Source organism: Achromobacter sp. UMC71, from assembly GCF_014170305.1.
GTDB lineage: Bacteria > Pseudomonadota > Gammaproteobacteria > Burkholderiales > Burkholderiaceae_B > Achromobacter.
The window spans coordinates 177,956-198,025 of the sequence record NZ_LZZT01000045.1; the positions used below are offsets into that span (position 1 = coordinate 177,956).

The window sequence follows — 20,070 nt, forward strand, 5'->3', positions numbered from 1 at the left end:
ATATTGCGGCGTCCTCGTCAATGAAGCGCGGCCCGCAGAACGGGGCCGCGATACCGCAACCGCCTACGCCTGTTCCGGCAGATACCCGCTATACCCCATCAGCGTCGACAGCCGCTTGGCCACGTTGCCGACGATCTCCTGCACCTGCGCGATGCTGGGAGATTCCTTCTGGTCGATCCGTTCGATGTGCGGCACGTTGATCGCCGCAATGACGTGGTTGCCCACGCCCATGACCGGAAACGCCACGTTGGTGATGCCGCGGATCTGGCGGCTGGCCATGCAGGCGCAGCCATCCTTGCGCACGTCGGCCAGGATCGAGAACAGCTCGCCCGGGTCGGACTCCAGCTCGCCTTCGACCTTGATGTGCGCGGCCAGCATCCGGGTGCGCTCGACCTCGTCGCGAAACGCCAGCAGCACGTGGCCGGACGAGGTGTCGGTCAGGCCCATCATCACGCCCACCTTCAGGCCGAACGACCAGCGCTCGGGGCTGTCGACCTGGGCGATCACCACCACCCGGCCGCCCTGGTACACCGCCAAGTGGCAGGATTGGCGGGCGCGGTTGGCCAGCTCGCGCAGCAGCGGCAAGGCCACGCTGACCAGCGACTTGAGCGGCTGCTGGCGATGCGCCAGCTCGAACATCTTGAGCGTCAGCGAATAACGGTCGTTTTCGTCGACCTGCACGAAACCGCGGCGCTGCAGTGTCACGGCCATGCGGAAGATCTCGCTGACGCTGCGACCGATCTTTTGCGCCAGCTCGGCCAGCGTATAGCCGGCCGGGCTGGCCGCCAGCGCTTCCAGGATATCCAGCCCCTTTTCCAGGGCAGGCGCCGCGTAGCGTTGCGCGCCCGGCGCGTCGGCTGACGACTCGGCCGACAGGTCTGCCGATGCATCGGCCGGCACATCGGCTTTGGGCGTGGCGCGGTTGAAGGCGGATTTCTTGGTTGCAGTCATGGCGGGCTCAGGGTTGGAACCGGATTTTATTCGACCCGGGACCAAGCTTGCAGAACCTGGCGCTGCTCGCCCAAGCCGGCGATGGACAGGCGCATCACGTCGCCCGCCTTCAGGTAGACCGGTGGCTTCTGGCCCAGGCCCACGCCCGGCGGGGTGCCGGTGCTGATGACGTCGCCGGGCTGCAGCGTCATGAACTGGCTGATGTAGCTGACCAGCGTGGCCACGCCGAACACCATGGTGCGAGTGCTGCCGTTCTGGTAGCGGTGGCCGTTGACCTCCAGCCACATGTCCAGGTTCTGCGGATCGGCGACTTCGTCGCGCGTAACCAGCCAAGGGCCGATCGGGGCGAACGTGTCGCAACCCTTGCCCTTGTCCCACTGGCCGCCGCGTTCGATCTGGTATTCGCGTTCGGACACGTCGTTGACGACAGCGTAGCCGGCCACGTAGTCCAGGGCCTCGCTTTCCTCGACGTAGGACGCCTTCTTGCCAATGACAATGCCCAGTTCGACTTCCCAGTCGGTCTTGACCGAGTTGCGCGGGATGATCACCGGGTCGTTGGGGCCGGTGATGGACGAGCTGGGTTTCAGGAACAGCACCGGTTCGGCCGGCACGGGCAGGCCCGACTCGGCCGCGTGGTCGGCGTAGTTCAGGCCGACGCAGACGATCTTGCCCACGCCATTGACGGGGCAGCCGTAGCGCACCACGCCGTCCACGCGCGGCAGCGAGGCCGCGTCAAGCTTGGCCAGCTTGGCCAGCGAGGCCGGGGCGATGGCGCCCCCATCGATGTCGCCGACCACGCCGGACAGGTCGCGCAAGGCGCCCTGGGCATCGATCAGGCCGGGTTTTTCCTGGCCGGGTTGGCCGTAGCGTACGAGTTTCATGCGTAATCCTTGGAATGAAATGAAAGCTGCCGGCCGGTCAGTTGGACCAGCCGCCGTCGATAACCTGGATGGTACCGGTAGTGAAGCCGGATTCGTCGCTGGCCAGGTAGACCACCAGCGCCGCCACTTCCTCCACGCGGCCGACGCGGCCGATGGGCTGGCGCGCCACGAAGGCGGCGCGTACCGCGGCCTCGTCGTTGCCTTGCAGGCGGGCCTGCGCCGCGATGCGGTCGCGCAACGACGGCGATTCGATGGTGCCGGGGCAGATGGCATTGCAGCGGATGCCGCGCGCCACGAAGTCGGCGGCCACCGCCTTGGTCAGGCCAATCACGGCCGCCTTGGAGGCGCCGTACACAAAGCGGTTGGGCACGCCCTTCACGCTGGACGCCGCCGAGGCCATGTTGATGATCGAGCCGCCGCGCTCAAGCATCAACGGCAGGTAGGCGCGGACGGTGCGGTACATGGCCTTGACGTTCAGGTCCATGCTGAAGTCCCAGTCGGCCTCCTCGCATTCCAGGATGCTGCCGGCATGGACGAAGCCGGCGCAATTGAACAGCACATCCACCGCGCCGGTTTCGCGGGCGCAGTCGGCCACGGCGGCGTTGTCGCGCACGTTCAGCACGCGGGTGCGCAAGCCGCTCAGTCCGGCTTCGCGGGCCTCGCGCGCCAGGTCGGCCAGCGCGTCCTCGTTGACGTCGGTGGCCCAGACCTGGGCGCCTTCGCGCGCCAGGGCCAGGGCGCTGGCGCGGCCGATGCCGTTGCCGGCCGCGGTGACCAGCGCGCGCTTGTCTTGCAAACGTAGGGTCATGTCTCTTCTCTTGGGTGGGTAAGGCGGCCCGGCGGGGCCGCCTTGCAGGCGGCTGCCGGATTTGTCTCATGAAAACTAAATTTCATTTGTAAAACACGATACACGGGAAATTTGCCCCACAGCAAGCATGACGCGGGTATCTAGCATCGGTATTAACCCGAATTTTCACGCAATTAATTGAAAATCCGGGAAAACCAATGTTGACCTTGAATATGAAAATTGCTTTTATACGCAAAACACAACATCAAAAAAATCATGACGAGACAAAGCCACCTGGACCCTCAGCTCTTGCTGATTTCCCCCGAAGACAACTGCCTGATCGTGCGCAGCGCCCTGCCCGCCGGCGCCTGCGTGCAGCTGGAAAGCGGCACCGCCGTCATCGCCACGCCGCTCGGACTAGGCCACAAGCTGGCCCGCCACGCCATGCCGGCCGGCGAAAAAATCCTGAAGTACGGCGCCGTCATCGGCAGCCTGACCACCGCCGTCGCGGCCGGGGATCACATCCACACCCACAACCTGGACAGCGACTACACCCCCACCTACACGTTGGAAGAAGGCCACGCCTTCACCGACCGGCACTGAGGTTTTTCCCCATGACGGATCTGTCCCAGCCCTTGCAGGGCTACCCGCGCGCCGACGGCCGCAAAGGCATACGCAATGTGGTCGTGGTGGCCTACCTGGTCGAATGCGCCCACCATGTCGCGCGCGAAATCGCGCTGGATTTCCGCGACCTGACCGGCGACGTGCAGGTGCACCTGGTGGGTTTCCCCGGCTGCTACCCCAACGCCTACGCCGAGCAGATGATGACGGCCATCGCCACCCATCCCAACGTCGGCGCCGCGCTGCTGGTGTCGCTGGGTTGCGAAAGCATGAACAAGCGCAAGCTGGAAGCGGCCATCGCCGATTCCGGCCGGCCGGTGCAGACCCTGACCATCCAGCAGCGCGGCGGCACCCGCAGCACCGTGGCCGCCGGCCGCGATTGGGTGCGCGCCACGGCGCAACAGCTGGCGCAGCAGGCCCGCGTGCCAATGGGCATGGACGAACTGGTGATCGGCACCATCTGCGGCGGCTCCGACGGCACCAGCGGCATCACCGCCAACCCGGCCGTGGGCCGCGCATTCGACATGCTGATCGCCCAGGACGCCACCTGTATCTTCGAAGAAACCGGCGAACTGGTCGGCTGCGAATTCCACATGCGCCGCCGCGCCGCCACGCCCGAGCTGGGCGAGGAGATCGTCGCCTGCGTCAACAAGGCCGCGCGCTACTACAGCATCATGGGCCATGGCAGCTTCGCCCCCGGCAACGCCGACGGCGGACTGTCCACCATCGAGGAAAAATCGCTGGGCGCCTACGCCAAGAGCGGCGCCTCGCCCATCGACGGCATCATCAAGCCGGGCGACGTGCCGCCCTTCGGCGGCCTGTACCTGCTGGACGTGGTGCCTGACGGCGAGCCGCGCTTCGGCTTTCCCAACATCAGCGACAACGCCGAAATCGTCGAACTGATCGCCTGCGGCTCGCACGTGATCCTGTTCACTACCGGCCGCGGCTCCGTGGTGGGCTCGGCGGTCTCGCCCGTCATCAAGGTCTGTGCCAATCCCGACACCTATCGCGCACTGGGCGAAGACATGGACGTGGACGCTGGCCGCATCCTGGAAGGCCGCGGCACGCTGCAGGAAGTGGCCGAGGAAATCCACGCCCAGGTGCAGGCGGTGGCCAACGGCGCGCCCAGCAAATCCGAAGACCTGGGACACCGCGAATTCATCCTGACGTACAAGGCGTTCGAGCCCATCGGCCCGTCCTGCCTGCCGCTGACCCGCGCCGCGTGATCCGCCGCCTAGGAGCGAAGCTGTGAACTACACGTTTGATTTCGCCTCGGTACTGGAACAATGGCCCCTGCTGGCGCAGGGCGCCTGGGTCACGATCAAGCTGTCTTTTCTTGCCACCGTGCTGGGCTTCGTGCTGGGCACGCTATGCGCCTTGGCGCGCAACAGCCGGCTGGGCTGGCTGCGCGCGCTGGCCGGCGGCTATGTCGAACTGATCCGCAACACACCGCTCCTGATCCAGGCCTATTTCCTGATCTTCGGGCTGTCCAGCGCCGGGTTGACCATGCCCATCATGGCCGGCGCGGTGCTGGCGCTGGTGATCAACATCGGCGCCTACACCTGCGAAATCGTGCGGGCCGGCATCGAATCCATCCCCAAGGACCAGCTCGAGGCCGGCGAATGCCTGGCCCTGTCGCGCCCCCAGGTGTTCTGGCACGTGGTGCTGCGCCCCGCCGTCGAGCGCGTGTATCCGTCGCTGACCAGCCAGTTCGTGCTGCTGATGCTGGCCTCCAGCATCATGTCGGCGGTGGGCGCCGAAGAACTGCTGGCCGTGGCCAACCGCATCCAGTCCGACACGTATCGCAACTTCGAGGTCTTTCTCGTGCTGTGGGGCGTGTACCTGGCGCTGTCCTGGCTGATGCGCCTGGGCTTCTGGCTGCTGGCCCAGCTTGTGTTCCCGCGCCAGCGCAAGCTCGGCACGCCGCTGTAAGGACCGCGCCATGGCTTTCTTCATTCCCGACGAACACGCCTGGTACTTGCTGCAAGGCGCCTGGGGCACCCTCAAACTATCGGCCTGGACGTTCGTGGGCGGCGGCGCGGCCGGGCTGCTGCTGGCCCTGGCCCGCGTGGCCCCGCGCAAGCTGCTGCGCATGGCGGCCGCCGGCTATATCCAGGTCATCCAGGGCACGCCGCTCTTGGTGCTGATGGGCCTGTGCTTTTTCGGACCCAGCCTGTTCGGCCTGGGCGAGCTGTCGGCCCTGGCCGCCGCCGCGCTGGCCATGTCCGTGTATGCCAGCGCCTTCCTGGGCGAGATCTGGCGCGGCTGCATCCAGGCCGTGCCCAGGAACCAATGGGAAGCCGCCGAATGCCTGGGCCTGTCGCGGCTGCAGCGCATGGCCAAGGTGGTGCTGCCGCAGGCCCTGCGCATCGCCACCCCGCCCACTGTCGGCTTCCTGGTGCAGATCATCAAGAACACCTCGATCGCCTCGCTGGTGATCGGCTACGCCGAGCTGGCCTACAACGCCAAGATCCTGAACAACTCGACCTTCCAGCCCTTCCTGTATTTCGGCTGCGCCGCGATCCTGTACTTCCTCATGTGCTACCCGCTGTCACGCTGGAGCCGTTCCCTGGAAAGGAGACTGAATGCAACCCGTCGTTGAACTGGACCAGGTCCACAAGCGCTTCGGCAGCACCCACGTGCTGCGCGGCGTGTCGTTTTCCGTCAACCGCGGCGAGGTCGCGGCCATCATCGGCAAGAGCGGTTCGGGCAAGAGCACCGCGCTGCGCTGCATGGACCGCCTGGAGACCACGGACGGCGGCACCATCCACGTCTGCGGCCATGCGCTGCACGACAGCGGCAAGCTGGACCTGCGGGCGCTGCGCAAAGACGTGGGCATCGTGTTCCAGAGCTACAACCTGTTCCCGCACATGACCGCGCTGCAGAACATCACGCTGGCGCCGCGTTCGGTCAAGGGCATCAAGCCGGCCCAAGCGCGCGACCAGGCGATGCAGGCGCTGGAACACGTGGGCCTGGCCGACAAGGCCGACGCCTACCCCGAACAACTGTCCGGCGGACAGCAGCAACGCGTGGCCATCGCCCGCTCGCTGGCGATGCAGCCCAAGGTGATGCTGTTCGACGAAGTGACCTCGGCGCTGGACCCGGAGCTGACGGGCGAGGTGCTGAAGGTGATGGAAAACCTGGCCGCCGAAGGCATGACCATGATCCTGGTCACGCACGAGATGGCGTTCGCGCGGGAAGTGGCCGACAAGGTCATCTTCATGCACCAGGGACAGGTCTGGGAACAGGGGCCGGCCGCCATGCTGTCGGCCCCCGCCACGCCGGAACTGCGGCAGTTCCTGGGCAGCGGGCTGTAGCGCCGCCGCCCTCTCGCAGCACCCACCACAACAACAGCACACTGGAGACAAGCCCATGAACAAGCCCGTATTCCCGCCGCGCGTGCGCGCCGCTTTCCTCGGCCTGGCGCTGACCGGCGCCCTGGCCGTGTCCGGCGCCGTCCACGCCGACCAGCTCGACGACATCATGAAGGCCAAAAAGCTGCGCGTAGCCATCGACCTGGGCGTGCCGCCCTACGGCATGAAGGACGCCGCGCTCCATTCCACCGGGTCCGATGTCGAAACCGCGCGCCTCCTGGCCAAGGGCCTGGGCGTGGAACTGGAGATCGTGCCCACCACGGGCGCCAACCGCGTGCCCTTCCTGCAGACGAACAAGGCCGACATCGTCATCTCCAGCATGTCCGTCACCCCCGAGCGCCAGAAGGTCATCGACTTCTCGGTGCCCTATGCCGCGATCCTGGCGGTGGTGGGTGCCCCCAAGAGCATGACGCTGACCAGCGCGGCCGACCTGTCCAACAAGAAGGTCATTTCCACCCGCGGCACCACCAACGACACCGAGCTGACCAAGATCGCCCCCAAGGACGCGCAGATCATCCGCTTTGACGACGATGCCACCTCGATCACCGCGGTGGTCAGCGGCCAGGCCGACATCTTCGCCACCGCGCCCGCCCTCTTGCGCACCATCAACGAAAAGGCGCCCGCCAAGCAGATGGAGTCCAAGTTCGTGATGCGCCTGAACATGCTGGCCATCGGCATGCGCAAGAACGAACCCGCGCTGAAAGCCAAGCTGGACGACTGGGTGCGCGCCAACCTGAAGAACGGCGAACTCAACACCATCTACAAACAATTCCACGGCGTCGACCTGCCGCAGGAAGTCGCCAAGGTCGGCGGCTGACGCAACGTCCCCAGGAGAACCCATGGCCCGCATCGTTTCCGTCGACATCCTGCAGGTGGACCTGCAACCCAAGGTCAAGCGCACCGACGCCGTGCAAAGCTTCGAGCGCCAGGAAACCCCCATCGTGCGCATTACGGACGCCGACGGCGTCACTGGCACCGGCTACAGCTACACCATCGGCACCGGCGGCTCGTCGGTGGTGCGGCTGCTGGACGATCACCTGGCGCCGCTGCTGCTCGGGCGCGACGCCGAGCACATCGAGCAGATCTGGCGCGACCTGATGTACCGGGTCCACGCCACTACCGTCGGCGCGCTGACGTCCATCGCCCTGGCCGCCATCGACACCGCCTTGTGGGACCTGCGGGCTCGCCGCGCCCGGCTGCCGCTGCACCAACTGGCGGGCGGCGCCAAGCCGGACATCCCGCTGTACTCCACCGAAGGCGGCTGGCTGCACCTGAGCGAAACACAGCTGGTGGAAGAAGCCCTGAAGGCGCGCGAGGCCGGTTTTGGCGGCGCCAAGATCAAGGTCGGCAAGTCCCACGTGGCCGAAGACGTGGCGCGGCTGGCGGCGGTGCGGGCCGCGGTGGGCCCGGGGTGGGACATCATGACGGACGCCAACCAGGGCTTCACGCTGCCGGAAGCCATCCGCCGGGCGCGCTGTTTCGAGCCGCTGGATCTGGCCTGGTTCGAAGAGCCGATCCACGCCGACGACGTGCAGGCGCATCGCCGCCTGAGCGAATCCACTACCTTGCCGGTCGCGGTCGGCGAATCGCTCTACAGCCTGTCGCAATTCAAGGACTACCTGCAAAGCGATGCCTGCTCGATCGTGCAAGTGGACGTGGGCCGCATCGGCGGCATCACGCCGTGGTTGAAGGTGGCGCACATGGCCGAGGCCTACAACGTGCCGGTGTGCCCGCACTTCCTGATGGAAATCCACGTGGCCCTGTGCTGCGCGGTGCCCAATAGCCGCTGGCTGGAATACATCCCGCAGCTGGACATGGTGACCGAACGCGGCATGCGGATCGAGGCCGGCCGCGCGATCCCGTCGGACGAGCCTGGCCTGGGCATCGCCTGGGACTGGGACCGCATCGGCAAGCTGACGCTGCACCAAAGCCGCCACGGCTAAGCGGCGGCCGCCGCGTCCTCCAGGATCATCTCGGCACCGCGCTCGGCCACCATCATCACCGCGGCCTGGGTATTGCCGGACACCATCTTCGGCATCACCGAGGCGTCCACCACCCGCAACCCGGACACGCCGTTGACCCGCAACCGCACGTCGGTCACGGCGGCGGCATCCGAGCCCATGCGGCAGGTGCCGATGGGGTGGTAGATGGTCTGGCCGTTGCGGCGGGCGAAATCCAGCCATTCTGCGTCGGTTTCCACCTTGGGCCCCGGGCTGAGTTCGGCTTCCACATAGTGCTGCAGCGCCGGCCGCTGCACGATGCGGCGCGCCACCCGCATGCCGCCCACCAGGCTGTCGCGATCCACCTGGGCCGACAGAAAATTGGGGCGGATCGACGGCCCGGCCAACGGGTCGGCCGATTTGATGTGGATGGAGCCCACCGACTCGGGCCGCAGTTGCGCCACGCCCAGCGTCATGCCCGGATGCCGGTCCAGGATGCGCTCGGCCGCGTTGGCATAGCTGGCATGCACGAAGAAATACTGCACGTCCGGCGCCGGCAGGTCCGGCGCGCTCTCGATAAAACCGTGCACCAGCCCCGTTCCCAGCGTCAGGATGCCCTTGCGCCGCGTGTAGTAGCGCGCCACCTGCCCTGCCAGCCGCCAGCCGCGCGACATCTCGTTCAGCGTGACCGTGTTCCTGACCCGCCAGTTCATGCGCGTGGCGAAGTGGTCGATGTAGTTCTCGCCCACCTGCGGCTGCGCATGCACCAACGGAATGCCAAAGGACTGCAGCAGCGCCGGGCTGCCCACGCCCGACAGTTCCAGCAGTTGAGGCGACTGCACCGCGCCCAGGCACAGCAGCGTCTCGCGCCGTGCCCGCACGGTGAATTCGCGGCCATTCTGGCGATACGCCACCCCCACGCAGCGTTTGCCCTCGAACAGCAGCCGCGTCACATGGGCGCCGCACTCCACCGTCAGATTCTTGCGGCCAGCGGCAGGCGCAAGATAGCCGTCCACCACGCTCCAGCGGCGGCCGCGGTGCTGCAGCACCTGGTAGTAGCCCACGCCGTCCTGCTTGCCGCCGTTGTAGTCCGGATTCAGCGGCAACCCGTCTTCCTGGGCGGCGCGCAGAAAAGCGTCGGACACCGGAAAGCGCTCGGCCACTTCCTCCAGGTGCATCGGCCCGCTCTTGCCGCGCGTGGCGTCGCCCGGTTCGTAGTGTTCGATCTTGCGAAACACGCGCTCGGCCTGGCCGTAGCCCCAGCCTGTCGCGCCTGCGGCCTCCCAGCCGTCATAGTCCGCGGGCTGGCCGCGCACATAGATCATGCCGTTGATCAGCGTCGAGCCGCCCACGCCCTTGCCGCGCGGCACGGCGATCGTGCGGCCGTACACATTGTCTTCCGGCTCGGTGGCAAAGCGCCAGTTGTAGTCCGGGTTCACCAGCAGCTTGGAAAAGCCCGCCGGAATGCCGATCCACATACTGCGCGCTTGATGCCCGGCCTCCAGCATCAGCACCCGGTGGCGGCCGTCGGCCGACAAGCGGTTGGCCAGGATGCAGCCGGCGGTGCCGCCGCCCGCGATGATGAAATCGTAATCGCCCATCGTCTGGATCCGCGGCTCAGGCTTGCGCAGCGGGCGCCACGCCCATCATTTCGGCCATCAGCTCGATCTGCCCGGCCAGCATCGGCGCGCCGTAGTGCACCTTGCAGCCGCGGGCCTGCGCCGCGCGCAGCAGCGGCGTGTCCTTGGGCTGCATGATGACCTCGCACACCAGTTGGTCCGACGTCAGGCGCGATGCGTCCAACGGCAGTGCGTCGTCTTCCTTCATGCCCAGCGACGTGCCATTAACGACCAGGTCGTGGCCCGACGGATCGGCCGTTCCCACATCGATGCGCGCGTCCGGATGCAGCGACAGGATACGGGCCTTCAGGTCCTCGGCCTTGGCCGGGGTGCGGTTGGCGATGGTCAGCCGCGACACGCCCGCCTGCACCAGGGCAAAACCGATCGCATTGGCCGCGCCGCCCGCGCCGGCCAGGTAGGCGCTCTTGCCCTCGGGCGACACACCGGCCGTGCGCAGGCCGCGCACAAAGCCCTCGCCGTCCAGCATGTGCGCCACCAGGCGGCCATCGGCCTCGCGCCGCACCACATTGGCCGCGCCGATCTTGCGCGCCACCGGCGTGGCGTCATCGGCCAGCGCCAGGATGGCCGTCTTGTGCGGCATGGTCACGACCAGGCCGCCCAGGTTTTCCAGGCGGCGCAGGCCGGCCACCACCTCCGCCAGGTTGTCCGGCCGCGCATGAAACGGCACGCAGACGCCGTCAAAGCCGATGCGCGCGAAATGCTCGTTCATGCGCTGCGGTGTTTTGACGTGGTAGATCGGGTCGGCCAGGATGCCGAACAGGCGCGTGTTTCCGCTGATTTCCTTCATTGCAGTCTCCGTGTCTTATCGCTGGATCAGTTCGCGCGCCACGGCCTCGATGCCGGCGCCGTCCAACCGATAGTGGGCATACAGGGTGGTGGGCGGTGCGATCAGGCTGTATTCATCATAGATGCCGTGGCGCCGCAGGCGCGTGCCGGTGCCGGCATCGGCCAGCACCTCAGCCACCGCCGACCCCAGCCCGCCCATCACGTTGTGTTCTTCCACCGTCAGCAGCGCGCGTGCCTGGCCGGCCGCCGCCAGTACCGCCTCGCGGTCCAGCGGCTTGATGGTGGGCATGTCGATCACGCCCACCGACAAGCCGTCTTCGCGCAGGCGCGCGGCAGCTTCCAGGGCGGCATGCAGCGTGATGCCGCAGGCGATGATGTTCAGGTCGCTGCCGGTGCAATGCGTGATGGCGCGGCCGAACGTGAACGGCGTGCCGTCTTCATATACCTGCGGATCGCGGCCGCGGCCGATACGGAAATAGATCGGCTCGGGCCAATCCACCGACGCCTTGATGGCCGCGGCCAGCTGCGGGCCGTCCGCCGGCGACACGACCGTCAGGCCGGCGATGGCGCGCATGGTGGAAATGTCTTCGGTGGCGTGGTGCGAGGTGCCGTAAAAGCCCAGGCTGATGCCGGTGTGGTGGCCGATCAGGCGCACAGGCAGCTTGGTATAGGCCACGTCCATGCGGATCTGCTCGCAGCACAGCAAGCCCAGGAACGACGCGAACGTGGCCACGAAAGGCATCAGCCCCGCGGTGGCCAGCCCGGCCGCCGCCGACACCATATTCTGCTCGGAAATGCCGAACTGCACGTAGCGGTCGGGATAGGCCGAGGCGAAACGGTTCAGGCCGTTGGAATACTGCAGGTCGGCCGAGCCCGCCACCACGGGGTGCCCGGCGCGCGCCAGGTCGATCAGCGCATCGGAAAGATAAGACAGCCCGGGGTTCACCGCGTTCAACGCGCGGTACTGCCAGGAGTCGGGAGAAAGTACCTGTGCCTGTGCCATTCAGATCTCGCGGGTCATGATTTCGTCGACGGCGGCCTGCGCGTCTTGCGGCGCCAGGTAGCCCAGATGCCAGCCGGGCTCGGTTTCCATATAGGAAACGCCCTTGCCCTTGAGGGTCTTGGCGATGACGCAGGCCGGCTTGGCGCGCGCCTCGTCGGCCCGCAGGCGGCGCAGCAGCGCGGTCAATTCGGCCAGGTCGTGGCCGTCGACCTCATGCACTTCCCAGCCAAAGGCCTGCCACTTGTCCTTGAGCGATTCCACGCCGATTACGTCGTCGACCTTGCCGTCCAGCTGGTAGCCGTTGCGGTCGATGATCGCGACCAGGCGCGACAGGCGCTGGTGCGCGGCGAACAGCGCCGCTTCCCAGACCTGGCCTTCCTGCATTTCGCCATCGCCCAGCATCACGAACACGTGATAGTCGCGCTGGTTCATGCGTCCGGCCAGCGCCATGCCGGCGCCATTGGACAGCGCATGGCCGATGGACCCCGAGCTGAAATCCACGCCTGGCACCTTGGTCATGTCGGGGTGGTCGCCCAGCGGGCTGCCCAGGCGGGTGTAGCCATCGAGCAGCTCGCGGGAAATGAAGCCGTGGTCGGCCAGGACGGGGAAAAGCCCCACCGCCGCATGGCCCTTGCCCATCAGGAAGCGGTCGCGATCCGGCCAGGCCGCCTCGCCCGGCCGCAGCCGCATCACGTCGTAGTACAGCGCGGCGAAGATCTCCGCGCAGGAAAAGACCGAGCTGTAATGCCCGACCTTGGCGATCTCGATCAGCCTGATTGTCTCCAGCCGTATGTAGCGGGCCTTCTCCCGCAGCATGCGGACTTCCCCTTCGGTTGGGGCTCCCCGGTCCTGGCGCATGACGCATCCTTACGTCGTTAGAATATATGATATATAATATACCCATCGCGCTCGAATTGGCTAGGCCGGGCTAGAATTGCGCCGGGTGCTGTTTCCGGCCCCGGCCCTTTCCCTCGAACCCGCTAGCCTGAACCGTCATGCCCAGCCTTAAACCGGTAAAGAAAGAGAACCTCTCCGTCAAGGTCTACAACGAAATCCGCAATGCCCTCATCAATGGGCAATACGAACCCGGAGAACGTTTGATCATTGGCGAGCTGGCCCAGGAAATGGGCGTCTCGATCACGCCTGTGCGCGAGGCCATCTTTCGCCTCATCAGCGAGCAGGGGCTGGAAATGCAGGCCGCCACCGCGGTCTACGTGCCCTACGTCAATTCCGAAAAGCTGCGCGAAATCCAGCAGATCCGCTTTCACCTGGAAGGCATGGGCGCGGCCGAGGCCGCCAAGAACATCACCCGCAAGCAGCTGGACAACCTGATCGCCCTGCAGAAGGACTTCATCTCCTGCACGTCGACCGACCCCAAGCGCGCCAGCTACCTGAACCGCAAGTTCCACTTCGGCATCCTGGAAGCCAGCAACAAGCCCATCCTGCGCAACACCGTGGAATCGTTCTGGGTCATCACCGGCCCCATCCTCAAGGTGTTCCACGTCAAGACCGCCGGGCTGGACTACTCCGAAAACGAGCACCGCCACGAAGCCGTGCTCGACGCGCTGGAAGCCCGCGATTCGGAAGCGGCCGCCAAGGCCATCCAGGCCGACCTGGTCTGGGGCGGAAAGATCATGATCGACTGGCTGGTCGAACGCGAAAAAGAACTCGACTACCGCCCGCCCGGGCCCCGCAAATAGGAAACCCTCATGCTGAAGATTTTTGGCGCTCCCAGCCGTTATATCCAGGGAGCGGGCGCGCTGGATGCGCTGGGCGGATACGCCGCCCTGTTCGGCCGCCACGCCGCCCTGGTCATCGACCGTTACGTCCATGGCGTGCTGGGCCCAAGAATCGAAGCCTTGTGCGCGGCGCGCCACGTCACGCTGACGCCGCTGCTGGTGGACGGCGACCTGACACCCGAGCTCATCGCGGCCCTGCGCGCCCAGGCCGCGGCGGCCGGCATCGACATGGTCATCGCGGTGGGCGGCGGCAAGTCGCTGGATGCCGGCAAGGCGGTGGCCAGGTCCGCGCACTGCCATCTGGTCACCGTGCCCACGGTGGCTTCGAACGATGCTCCCACCAGCAAGAACTACGTCCTGTATGACGCGCATCACAATCTCCTGGCGGTCGAACACATGTTGTTCAACCCCACCATCGTGCTGGTGGACACGGCCGTCATCGCCACCGCGCCCGCGCACTTCTTCCGTGCCGGCCTGGGCGACGCCATTTCCAAGAAGTTCGAAGCCGAACAATGCGCCCGCAACGGCGGCAAGAACATGTACGACGGCGCCCCGCTGCTGTCGGCCCAGCTGATCGCCGATGGCTGCCTGCGCACGCTGCTGGCCGACGGCGCCGACGCGCTGGCCGTTGCCGGCAGCGGCGCGCCCACGCCCGCCTTTGAACGCGTGGTGGAAGCCATGATCCTGATGAGCGGCCTGGGCTTTGAAAGCGGCGGCCTGTCCATCGCCCACGCCCTGACCCGCGGACTGCCGAAGATCGCCGGCGTGGCAACGGCGCTGCACGGGCTGCAGGTCGCCGTGGGCCTGCTGGTGCAACTGGACCTGGAAGCGCGCCAGGACGGCATGCTGGCCACCCTGACGCAGTGGTACGACCAGGTCGGCCTGCCCACCACGCTGCGCGCGCTGGGCGCCACCGGTCCGGCGGACGCCGAGCTGACGCTGGCGGCCGACCTGACGCTGAAAGCGCGCCACGCCGCCAATTTCGATCGCACCCTGGACATCAAGACTCTCGCTGACGCGCTGCGCCGCCACGCCTGAAATTGCCCAGCGGGGTGCCCCCCAGGGGCAGCCTGCCCCGCTGGCGCGGCGGCTAGACACCCGGCGTGAAGACCTTCCCACGCCGGCTGTTGCTGCTTCAGAACGCCACGTTGTTGCCGCCCTTCAGCCCCAGCTTGGCGCGGGTTTCCTCCGGCGTGGCCACGTCGAGATTCAGCGCTTCGACAATGGTGCGGATGCGCTCGACCTGCACCCGGTTCGATTCCGCCAGCTGACCCGGCCCGATCCACAGCGAATCCTCCAGCCCCACCCGCACGTTCGACCCCATGGCCGCGCCGATGGTGGCCAACGGCATCTGGTTGCGACCGGCGCCCAGGATCGACCATTCGTACTCGTTGCCGAACAGCCGGTCGGCCGTGCGCTTCATGTGCATCAGGTCTTCGGGGTGCGGGCCGATGCCGCCCAGGATGCCGAACACCGACTGGATGAACGGCGGCGACTTGACCAGGCCGCGGTCCACGAAGTGCGCCAGGTTGTACAAGTGGCTGATGTCGTAGCACTCGAATTCGAAACGGGTGCCATTGGCATTGCCCAATTCAAGAATCGATTCGATGTCCTGATACGTGTTGCGGAAGATCAGCGACCGGCTGTTCTCCAGGTGCTCGCGTTCCCAGTCGTACTTGAAGTCCTTGAAGCGGTCCAGCATCGGGAACAGGCCGAAATTCATCGACCCCATGTTCAGCGACGCCAGTTCCGGCTTGAAGGTGGTGGCCGGCCGCATGCGCTCCTGCACGGTCATGTGGGGGCTGCCGCCGGTGGTGATGTTGATGATGGCATCGGTTTCGGCCTTGATACGCTCCAGGAACGGCTTGAACAGCGCGGGGTCCTGCGAGGGCTTGCCGGTTTCGGGGTCGCGGGCATGCAAGTGCAGCACCGCGGCGCCCGCGCGCGCCGCGCCGATCGCGGCTTCGGCGATCTCGTCGGCGGTTACCGGCAGGTGCGGCGACATGCTGGGGGTGTGAATGGCGCCCGTGACGGCGCAGGTGATCACGACTTTCTGTTTGGGTTTAGCCAATTTCGTCTCCGTTGCTTTGCTTATGGCGCATCAGGCGCATCAGTTGCTCGTCGCGCCAATAGCGGCGCGCCGTCAGGCCTTCGTCGGGCAGCAGGCGCCGCCGCTCGGCCGACAGGGCATCGACCAGCGCGCCCTTCCAGGCCACGCTTTCGGCTTGGGTGGCGCCGATGGATTGATACAGACCGCCATAGCGGCCGCAGTAATCGGCGATACCGCCGGGGGCATTCAAGTCGATGGTTTCGAACGGCCCCATGAACGACCAGCGCAGGCCCAGGCCGTCCTTGACCGTGGCGTCGATGTCCTCGGCGCTGGCGATGCCGGCCGCCGCCAGCCGGAAGGCCTCGTGCAGCAAGGCGCCCTGCAGGCGGTTCAGGATGAAACCTTCGATCTCGCGCGTCATCGACACGGGCTTCTGGCCGATGTCCAGCATGACGTCGCGGGCGCGCGCCATCGTCTCCGGACTGGTCCAGGGTGCGGGGCATAGTTCCACCACCGGGATCAGATAGGGCGGATTGACCGGATGCGACACCAGGCAACGGTGGCGCCCGGGCAGATCCTCGGTGAATTCGCTGGCCGGGATACTGGACGTGGAACTGCCGATGATGGCGTCGGGTTCGGCCGCCGCATCCAGCAAGGGGAACAGACTGCGCTTGATCTCGCGCGTCTCGGGCGAGTTTTCCTGGATATAGCTGGCGCCCTTGAGCGCATCCTGCAGGCTGCCGGCCACATGGATGCGCGCGGCTGCCGCAGCGGCATCCTGCAGCAGCCCGTGGGCCTGCAACTCGTCGAGCTGGCGGCGGATCAGCGCGCTGGCTTCGCCCAGCATGGCGGCATTGACGTCGTACAGACGCACGTCCCAGCCCTTGCGGGCAAACACGATGGCCCAGCCCTGGCCGATCAGGCCGGTGCCGATGATGGCCGCGCAACGGCGGACGATGCCCGCGCCCCCCGGGTCGGTAGCGGCCGCCATCAGTAGAGCTTCTGCGTGAAGCCATCGACCACGATGGCCTGGCCGGTGACGCTGCGGGCGGCCTCGCTGGCGTTGAACAGCACCATGTTGGCGATGTCCCGCGCCGTAACCATGCGGCCCAGTGCCGCCTGGTTTTCATACAGCGAGGCGATCTCGTCCACCGGCTTGTCCAGCGTCTTGGCCTTGGCGGCGATGACCGCGCGGATGCGCGGCCCTTCGACGGCGCCCGGCAAGATGGCGTTGACGCGGATGCCGTGGCCGCCCAGCTCGATGGCCAGCGACTTGGTAAAGCCGATGACCGCCCACTTGGACGCCGAATAGACCGAACGCCCGGCAAAGCCCAGGTGGCCTGCGGCCGACGACAGATTGATCATCACGCCGGCACGCGATTCCTTGAGCAGCGGGATGGCCTGGCGGGCACACAGGAACTGACCCGTGATGTTGACTGCCAGCGTGCGGTCCCAATCGGCCTTGGACAGGGTTTCGACGAATCCGGTGGGGCCGGCAACACCGGCGTTGTTGACCAGGATGTCCAGGCCGCCCAATTTCTGCCGGACCGCCGTGAACAGCGCGGCCACGCTGTCTTCGTCCGACACGTCCGCATGCACGGCATGCACCCCGGGCAGTTCGGCCGGCAGCGCGGCCAGGCGGTCACGATTGACATCGCACACCAGCACCGACGCGCCCGCGCGGTGGAACACCTGCGCCATTTCCAGGCCCAGCCCATCGGCGCCGGCCGTGATCAGTACCTTTTTTCCGGCGAAATCCACTTCCTCGAACATGCGTATGTCTCCTGGGTCTTTTTGGTAAAACGCGTGCTTGATCATATAGGATATATGATCATGGTGGATACTTTCACATCCGAGGATTTGCCGGAAAGTGGTCCCATAGGACTGCTCCGACAGACGAAATTTGCGCCTTCATATAGGAGCCAATCGCCTGGAAACGCTTTATTCATGCGGCTTGAGGGAAATCCCCGATTCAGCCCGGCAAGTCCGGCACTAGAATCCAGAACGAGGTTTCCACACCCCGCCGGCGCATATATCATATATTTAAAATAGACGGACGACGCAGCAGACAGTCCGCATCCCATACCAACAAAGGAGCGTAGACAGTGTTCAAGTTCAATAAATTCGCCATCGCGCTGGGCCTGTGCGGCGTCGTGGCCAGCGGCACCGCAGCGGCCGACATGAAAGTAGGCGCCCTCTTCCCGTTCAGCGGCGCCCTGGCGCTGCTGGGACAAGAGAGCTATCGCGGCCTGGAACTGGCCGTCAATGAAATCAATGCCGCCGGCGGGATCAACGGCGAAAAGATCGAAATCATCAAGGCCGACGCCGTCGACCCCACCCAGGCCGTGTCGGAAACCAAGCGTCTGATTTCCTCGAACGTGGTCGGCGTGTTCGGCAGCTATGCCTCGGGCATCTCGTACGCGGCCTCGCCCGTGACCGAACTGGCCGGCGTGCCCTACTTTGAACTGGGCGCCACCGCCCACAAGATCACCACGCGCGGCTACAAGTACCTGTTCCGCAGCAACCCCAACACCGCGCTGTACGGCGTGTCGGTGGTCAACGCGCTGCACGACACCATCGCGCCAGGCATGGGCCTGAACCCCAAGGACATCAAGATCGGCATCATCCACGAAGACGGGCCCTACGGCACCGACGTGGCCGCCACCGAGAAAAAGCGCGCCCAGGAACTGGGCTACACGGTGGCCGAAGTGCTGCCCTACTCCGCCAAGACGGTCGACCTGTCGTCGCTGATCCTGCGCCTGAAGGGCGCCAAGGTCGACGTGGTGCTGCAGACGGCCTACCAGAACGACGCCATCCTGTTCTTCAGCCAGGCGCGCGCCGCGGGTTTCAAGCCCAAGGTCGTGATCGGCGCGGGCGGCGGCTATTCGCTGGCCGACACCGCCAAAGCCGTGGGCGCCGACATGAACGGCGTGTTCGACCTGGACTTCCCGCAATCGTCCATCAACCCGGCTGGCGCGCCCGGCCTGGACAAGTTCCTGCAAGCCTACAAGTCCACCTACAAGAGCGACCCGCAATCGGGCCACAGCCTGACCAACTACGTTGGCGCCAAGGCCTTCTTCGAAGCCATCGCCGCGGCCAAGTCCACCGACAAGGACAAGATCCGCGCCGCCGTGCTGGCCTACAAGAAGCCCGCCGGCCAGACGGCCAACGGCTGGGCCTTCGACTTCGGCGAAGACGGCCAGAACAATGCCGCCACGTTCTACGTGATGCAGTGGCAGGACGGCAAGCTGGTCACCATCGCGCCGAGCAACCTCGCGCTGGGCAAACCTGTCTTCAAGAAATAGCAAGCAGGACGACATGCCAGCAACCAGGCGCTCGGGGGCGCCTGGCGTAACACAGGGGCCAGCAGGCCCCGGCCCGGCCGGCGCGGCCGCCGGGCCGGGGCGCACCCCTCTCTAAGAGGTTGCACCATGGATATCTTCATTCAACTGGTCATCAACGGCCTGTTGCTGGGCGGCGCTTATACCATCATCAGCCTGGGGTTGACGCTGATCTTCGGCGTAGTCCGCGTCGTCAACTTCGCCCACGGCGAATTCCTGATGATCGGCATGTATCTGGTCTATCTGATCGCCGCGCAGTTCGGCGTGCATCCGTACATCGGCCTGGTGCCGGTGGCGGTCATCCTGTTCGCGCTGGGCGCGCTGACGCAGAAGGGCATCATCCAGCCGCTGCTCAACGCGGACCAGCACATCCAGATCTTCGCCACGGTGGGCGTGTCCACCATCCTGCTGAACCTGGCGCTGGTGATCTTCGGGGCCAACGTCTACCGCGCGCCGGTCGAGCTGGGCACCAACGCCATCGACGTGGGCGCCTATTCCATGGTGACGGGCCAGCTCATCACCTTCGTGGTGGGCATCAGCCTGGCCGTGCTGCTGCACCTGTTCATGCACCGTACCTATCTGGGCCGCGCATTGCGCGCCGTGGCGCAGCACCGCTACGCCGCCACGCTGATGGGCGTGAACGTCAACAACGTCTACGCCATCGCCTTCGGCCTGGGCACCGCCTTCGTCGGCATCGCTGCGGGCCTCCTGGCGCCGCAGTACCCCGTGTTCCCGACCGTCGGCACGTACTTCGTGCTGACCGCCTTCGTGATCGTGGTGCTGGGCGGCCTGGGCAGCCTGTACGGCGCCGTCGCCGGGTCGATGATCATCGGCATCGTCGACACGCTGGCCGGCTATTACATCGCCCCCGACCTGAAAGAGGTCGTCTATTTCGGGATCTTCCTCTTGATCCTTGTCCTGCGTCCGACCGGCCTGTTCGGCGTCGGCACAGAGTGA

General features: G+C 66.2%; 21 protein-coding genes. 11 read left to right on the forward strand and 10 right to left on the reverse strand.

Going from position 1 to position 20,070, the window contains the following annotated elements:
* Positions 1-63: 63 nt before the first annotated feature.
* Genes A9974_RS21725 through A9974_RS21735 form a run of 3 tightly spaced genes read right to left on the reverse strand, consistent with a single transcriptional unit; the run spans position 64 to position 2,640 of the window.
* A complete protein-coding gene (locus A9974_RS21725; RefSeq protein WP_255468284.1) occupies positions 64-951 on the reverse strand; it encodes an IclR family transcriptional regulator in 888 nt (295 codons plus the stop codon).
* A 26-nt stretch (positions 952-977) separates the two neighbouring features.
* Positions 978-1,832, reverse strand: coding sequence for a fumarylacetoacetate hydrolase family protein (locus A9974_RS21730; RefSeq protein WP_183006241.1), 855 nt, complete (start codon positions 1,830-1,832; stop codon positions 978-980).
* Between the two features lie 37 nt (positions 1,833-1,869).
* Positions 1,870-2,640 (reverse strand): SDR family oxidoreductase, encoded by a 771-nt coding sequence (locus A9974_RS21735; RefSeq protein WP_183006242.1) that lies wholly within the window; start codon positions 2,638-2,640, stop codon positions 1,870-1,872.
* Between the two features lie 255 nt (positions 2,641-2,895).
* Here A9974_RS21735 and A9974_RS21740 point away from each other — a divergent pair, with 255 nt between their 5' ends.
* The 7 genes from A9974_RS21740 to A9974_RS21770 are packed head-to-tail and all read left to right on the forward strand — an operon-like array spanning position 2,896 to position 8,557.
* Positions 2,896-3,222, forward strand: coding sequence for a UxaA family hydrolase (locus A9974_RS21740; RefSeq protein WP_183006243.1), 327 nt, complete (start codon positions 2,896-2,898; stop codon positions 3,220-3,222).
* A gap of 11 nt (positions 3,223-3,233) precedes the next feature.
* A complete protein-coding gene (locus A9974_RS21745; RefSeq protein ID WP_183006244.1) occupies positions 3,234-4,466 on the forward strand; it encodes a UxaA family hydrolase in 1,233 nt (410 codons plus the stop codon).
* 22 nt (positions 4,467-4,488) lie between these two features.
* Positions 4,489-5,172 (forward strand): amino acid ABC transporter permease, encoded by a 684-nt coding sequence (locus A9974_RS21750; protein ID WP_183006245.1) that lies wholly within the window; start codon positions 4,489-4,491, stop codon positions 5,170-5,172.
* A 10-nt stretch (positions 5,173-5,182) separates the two neighbouring features.
* Positions 5,183-5,842, forward strand: coding sequence for an amino acid ABC transporter permease (locus tag A9974_RS21755; RefSeq protein WP_183006246.1), 660 nt, complete (start codon positions 5,183-5,185; stop codon positions 5,840-5,842).
* On the forward strand, positions 5,826-6,557 hold the full coding sequence (locus tag A9974_RS21760; protein WP_183006247.1) for an amino acid ABC transporter ATP-binding protein: 732 nt from the start codon (positions 5,826-5,828) through the stop codon (positions 6,555-6,557). The genes A9974_RS21755 and A9974_RS21760 overlap by 17 nt, the downstream gene beginning before the upstream one ends.
* A gap of 55 nt (positions 6,558-6,612) precedes the next feature.
* Positions 6,613-7,431 carry a transporter substrate-binding domain-containing protein gene (locus tag A9974_RS21765; RefSeq protein ID WP_183006248.1) on the forward strand — a complete coding sequence of 273 codons (819 nt, stop codon included), beginning with the start codon at positions 6,613-6,615 and terminating at the stop codon, positions 7,429-7,431.
* 22 nt (positions 7,432-7,453) lie between these two features.
* Positions 7,454-8,557 carry a mandelate racemase/muconate lactonizing enzyme family protein gene (locus A9974_RS21770; protein ID WP_183006249.1) on the forward strand — a complete coding sequence of 368 codons (1,104 nt, stop codon included), beginning with the start codon at positions 7,454-7,456 and terminating at the stop codon, positions 8,555-8,557.
* Here the strand turns inward: A9974_RS21770 and A9974_RS21775 are convergent.
* The 4 genes from A9974_RS21775 to A9974_RS21790 are packed head-to-tail and all read right to left on the reverse strand — an operon-like array spanning position 8,554 to position 12,799.
* Entirely contained in the window at positions 8,554-10,155 is a 1,602-nt protein-coding gene (locus A9974_RS21775; RefSeq protein WP_183006250.1) for a GMC family oxidoreductase, read from the reverse strand. The two genes, A9974_RS21770 and A9974_RS21775, sit on opposite strands and share 4 nt — an antisense overlap.
* Before the next feature lie 16 nt (positions 10,156-10,171).
* A complete protein-coding gene (locus A9974_RS21780; RefSeq protein WP_183006251.1) occupies positions 10,172-10,981 on the reverse strand; it encodes a shikimate dehydrogenase in 810 nt (269 codons plus the stop codon).
* Positions 10,982-10,996: 15 nt separating this feature from the next.
* Positions 10,997-11,983, reverse strand: coding sequence for a transketolase family protein (locus A9974_RS21785; RefSeq protein ID WP_183006252.1), 987 nt, complete (start codon positions 11,981-11,983; stop codon positions 10,997-10,999).
* Complete coding sequence (locus A9974_RS21790; protein ID WP_255468285.1) at positions 11,984-12,799, reverse strand: transketolase; 816 nt, start codon at positions 12,797-12,799, stop codon at positions 11,984-11,986.
* A gap of 179 nt (positions 12,800-12,978) precedes the next feature.
* On the opposite strand from A9974_RS21790, the gene A9974_RS21795 reads away from it, so the two are divergent.
* A complete protein-coding gene (locus A9974_RS21795) occupies positions 12,979-13,683 on the forward strand; it encodes a GntR family transcriptional regulator (protein WP_183006254.1) in 705 nt (234 codons plus the stop codon).
* Positions 13,684-13,692: 9 nt separating this feature from the next.
* A complete protein-coding gene (locus tag A9974_RS21800; RefSeq protein ID WP_183006255.1) occupies positions 13,693-14,760 on the forward strand; it encodes a glycerol dehydrogenase in 1,068 nt (355 codons plus the stop codon).
* A gap of 97 nt (positions 14,761-14,857) precedes the next feature.
* Here the strand turns inward: A9974_RS21800 and A9974_RS21805 are convergent, their stop codons facing one another.
* The 3 genes from A9974_RS21805 to A9974_RS21815 are packed head-to-tail and all read right to left on the reverse strand — an operon-like array spanning position 14,858 to position 17,545.
* Positions 14,858-15,793 (reverse strand): 3-keto-5-aminohexanoate cleavage protein, encoded by a 936-nt coding sequence (locus tag A9974_RS21805; RefSeq protein ID WP_183006256.1) that lies wholly within the window; start codon positions 15,791-15,793, stop codon positions 14,858-14,860.
* Complete coding sequence (locus tag A9974_RS21810; RefSeq protein ID WP_183006257.1) at positions 15,786-16,763, reverse strand: 3-hydroxyacyl-CoA dehydrogenase; 978 nt, start codon at positions 16,761-16,763, stop codon at positions 15,786-15,788. The genes A9974_RS21805 and A9974_RS21810 overlap by 8 nt, the downstream gene beginning before the upstream one ends.
* A complete protein-coding gene (locus tag A9974_RS21815; protein ID WP_183006258.1) occupies positions 16,763-17,545 on the reverse strand; it encodes an SDR family oxidoreductase in 783 nt (260 codons plus the stop codon). The genes A9974_RS21810 and A9974_RS21815 overlap by 1 nt, the downstream gene beginning before the upstream one ends.
* 332 nt (positions 17,546-17,877) lie before the next feature.
* Here A9974_RS21815 and A9974_RS21820 point away from each other — a divergent pair, with 332 nt between their 5' ends.
* Both A9974_RS21820 and A9974_RS21825 read left to right on the forward strand, forming a co-directional pair.
* The gene (locus A9974_RS21820) at positions 17,878-19,077 is read left to right on the forward strand and encodes an ABC transporter substrate-binding protein (protein WP_183006259.1); all 1,200 of its coding nucleotides are present in this window, start codon (positions 17,878-17,880) and stop codon (positions 19,075-19,077) included.
* Positions 19,078-19,203: 126 nt separating this feature from the next.
* Complete coding sequence (locus A9974_RS21825) at positions 19,204-20,070, forward strand: branched-chain amino acid ABC transporter permease (RefSeq protein WP_175193098.1); 867 nt, start codon at positions 19,204-19,206, stop codon at positions 20,068-20,070.

What these genes read in the sequence shown, in the direction of transcription:
- A9974_RS21825 (WP_175193098.1), top strand. Translation starts at nt 19,204, where the DNA reads ATGGATATCTTCATTCAACTGGTCATCAACGGCCTGTTGCTGGGCGGC.
- A9974_RS21810 (WP_183006257.1), bottom strand. Translation starts at nt 16,763, where the DNA reads ATGGCGGCCGCTACCGACCCGGGGGGCGCGGGCATCGTCCGCCGTTGC.
- A9974_RS21730 (WP_183006241.1), bottom strand. Translation starts at nt 1,832, where the DNA reads ATGAAACTCGTACGCTACGGCCAACCCGGCCAGGAAAAACCCGGCCTG.
- A9974_RS21735 (WP_183006242.1), bottom strand. Translation starts at nt 2,640, where the DNA reads ATGACCCTACGTTTGCAAGACAAGCGCGCGCTGGTCACCGCGGCCGGC.
- A9974_RS21765 (WP_183006248.1), top strand. Translation starts at nt 6,613, where the DNA reads ATGAACAAGCCCGTATTCCCGCCGCGCGTGCGCGCCGCTTTCCTCGGC.
- A9974_RS21800 (WP_183006255.1), top strand. Translation starts at nt 13,693, where the DNA reads ATGCTGAAGATTTTTGGCGCTCCCAGCCGTTATATCCAGGGAGCGGGC.
- A9974_RS21790 (WP_255468285.1), bottom strand. Translation starts at nt 12,799, where the DNA reads ATGCTGCGGGAGAAGGCCCGCTACATACGGCTGGAGACAATCAGGCTG.
- A9974_RS21755 (WP_183006246.1), top strand. Translation starts at nt 5,183, where the DNA reads ATGGCTTTCTTCATTCCCGACGAACACGCCTGGTACTTGCTGCAAGGC.
- A9974_RS21795 (WP_183006254.1), top strand. Translation starts at nt 12,979, where the DNA reads ATGCCCAGCCTTAAACCGGTAAAGAAAGAGAACCTCTCCGTCAAGGTC.
- A9974_RS21760 (WP_183006247.1), top strand. Translation starts at nt 5,826, where the DNA reads ATGCAACCCGTCGTTGAACTGGACCAGGTCCACAAGCGCTTCGGCAGC.
- A9974_RS21745 (WP_183006244.1), top strand. Translation starts at nt 3,234, where the DNA reads ATGACGGATCTGTCCCAGCCCTTGCAGGGCTACCCGCGCGCCGACGGC.
- A9974_RS21770 (WP_183006249.1), top strand. Translation starts at nt 7,454, where the DNA reads ATGGCCCGCATCGTTTCCGTCGACATCCTGCAGGTGGACCTGCAACCC.
- A9974_RS21725 (WP_255468284.1), bottom strand. Translation starts at nt 951, where the DNA reads ATGACTGCAACCAAGAAATCCGCCTTCAACCGCGCCACGCCCAAAGCC.
- A9974_RS21740 (WP_183006243.1), top strand. Translation starts at nt 2,896, where the DNA reads ATGACGAGACAAAGCCACCTGGACCCTCAGCTCTTGCTGATTTCCCCC.
- A9974_RS21780 (WP_183006251.1), bottom strand. Translation starts at nt 10,981, where the DNA reads ATGAAGGAAATCAGCGGAAACACGCGCCTGTTCGGCATCCTGGCCGAC.
- A9974_RS21785 (WP_183006252.1), bottom strand. Translation starts at nt 11,983, where the DNA reads ATGGCACAGGCACAGGTACTTTCTCCCGACTCCTGGCAGTACCGCGCG.
- A9974_RS21775 (WP_183006250.1), bottom strand. Translation starts at nt 10,155, where the DNA reads ATGGGCGATTACGATTTCATCATCGCGGGCGGCGGCACCGCCGGCTGC.
- A9974_RS21815 (WP_183006258.1), bottom strand. Translation starts at nt 17,545, where the DNA reads ATGTTCGAGGAAGTGGATTTCGCCGGAAAAAAGGTACTGATCACGGCC.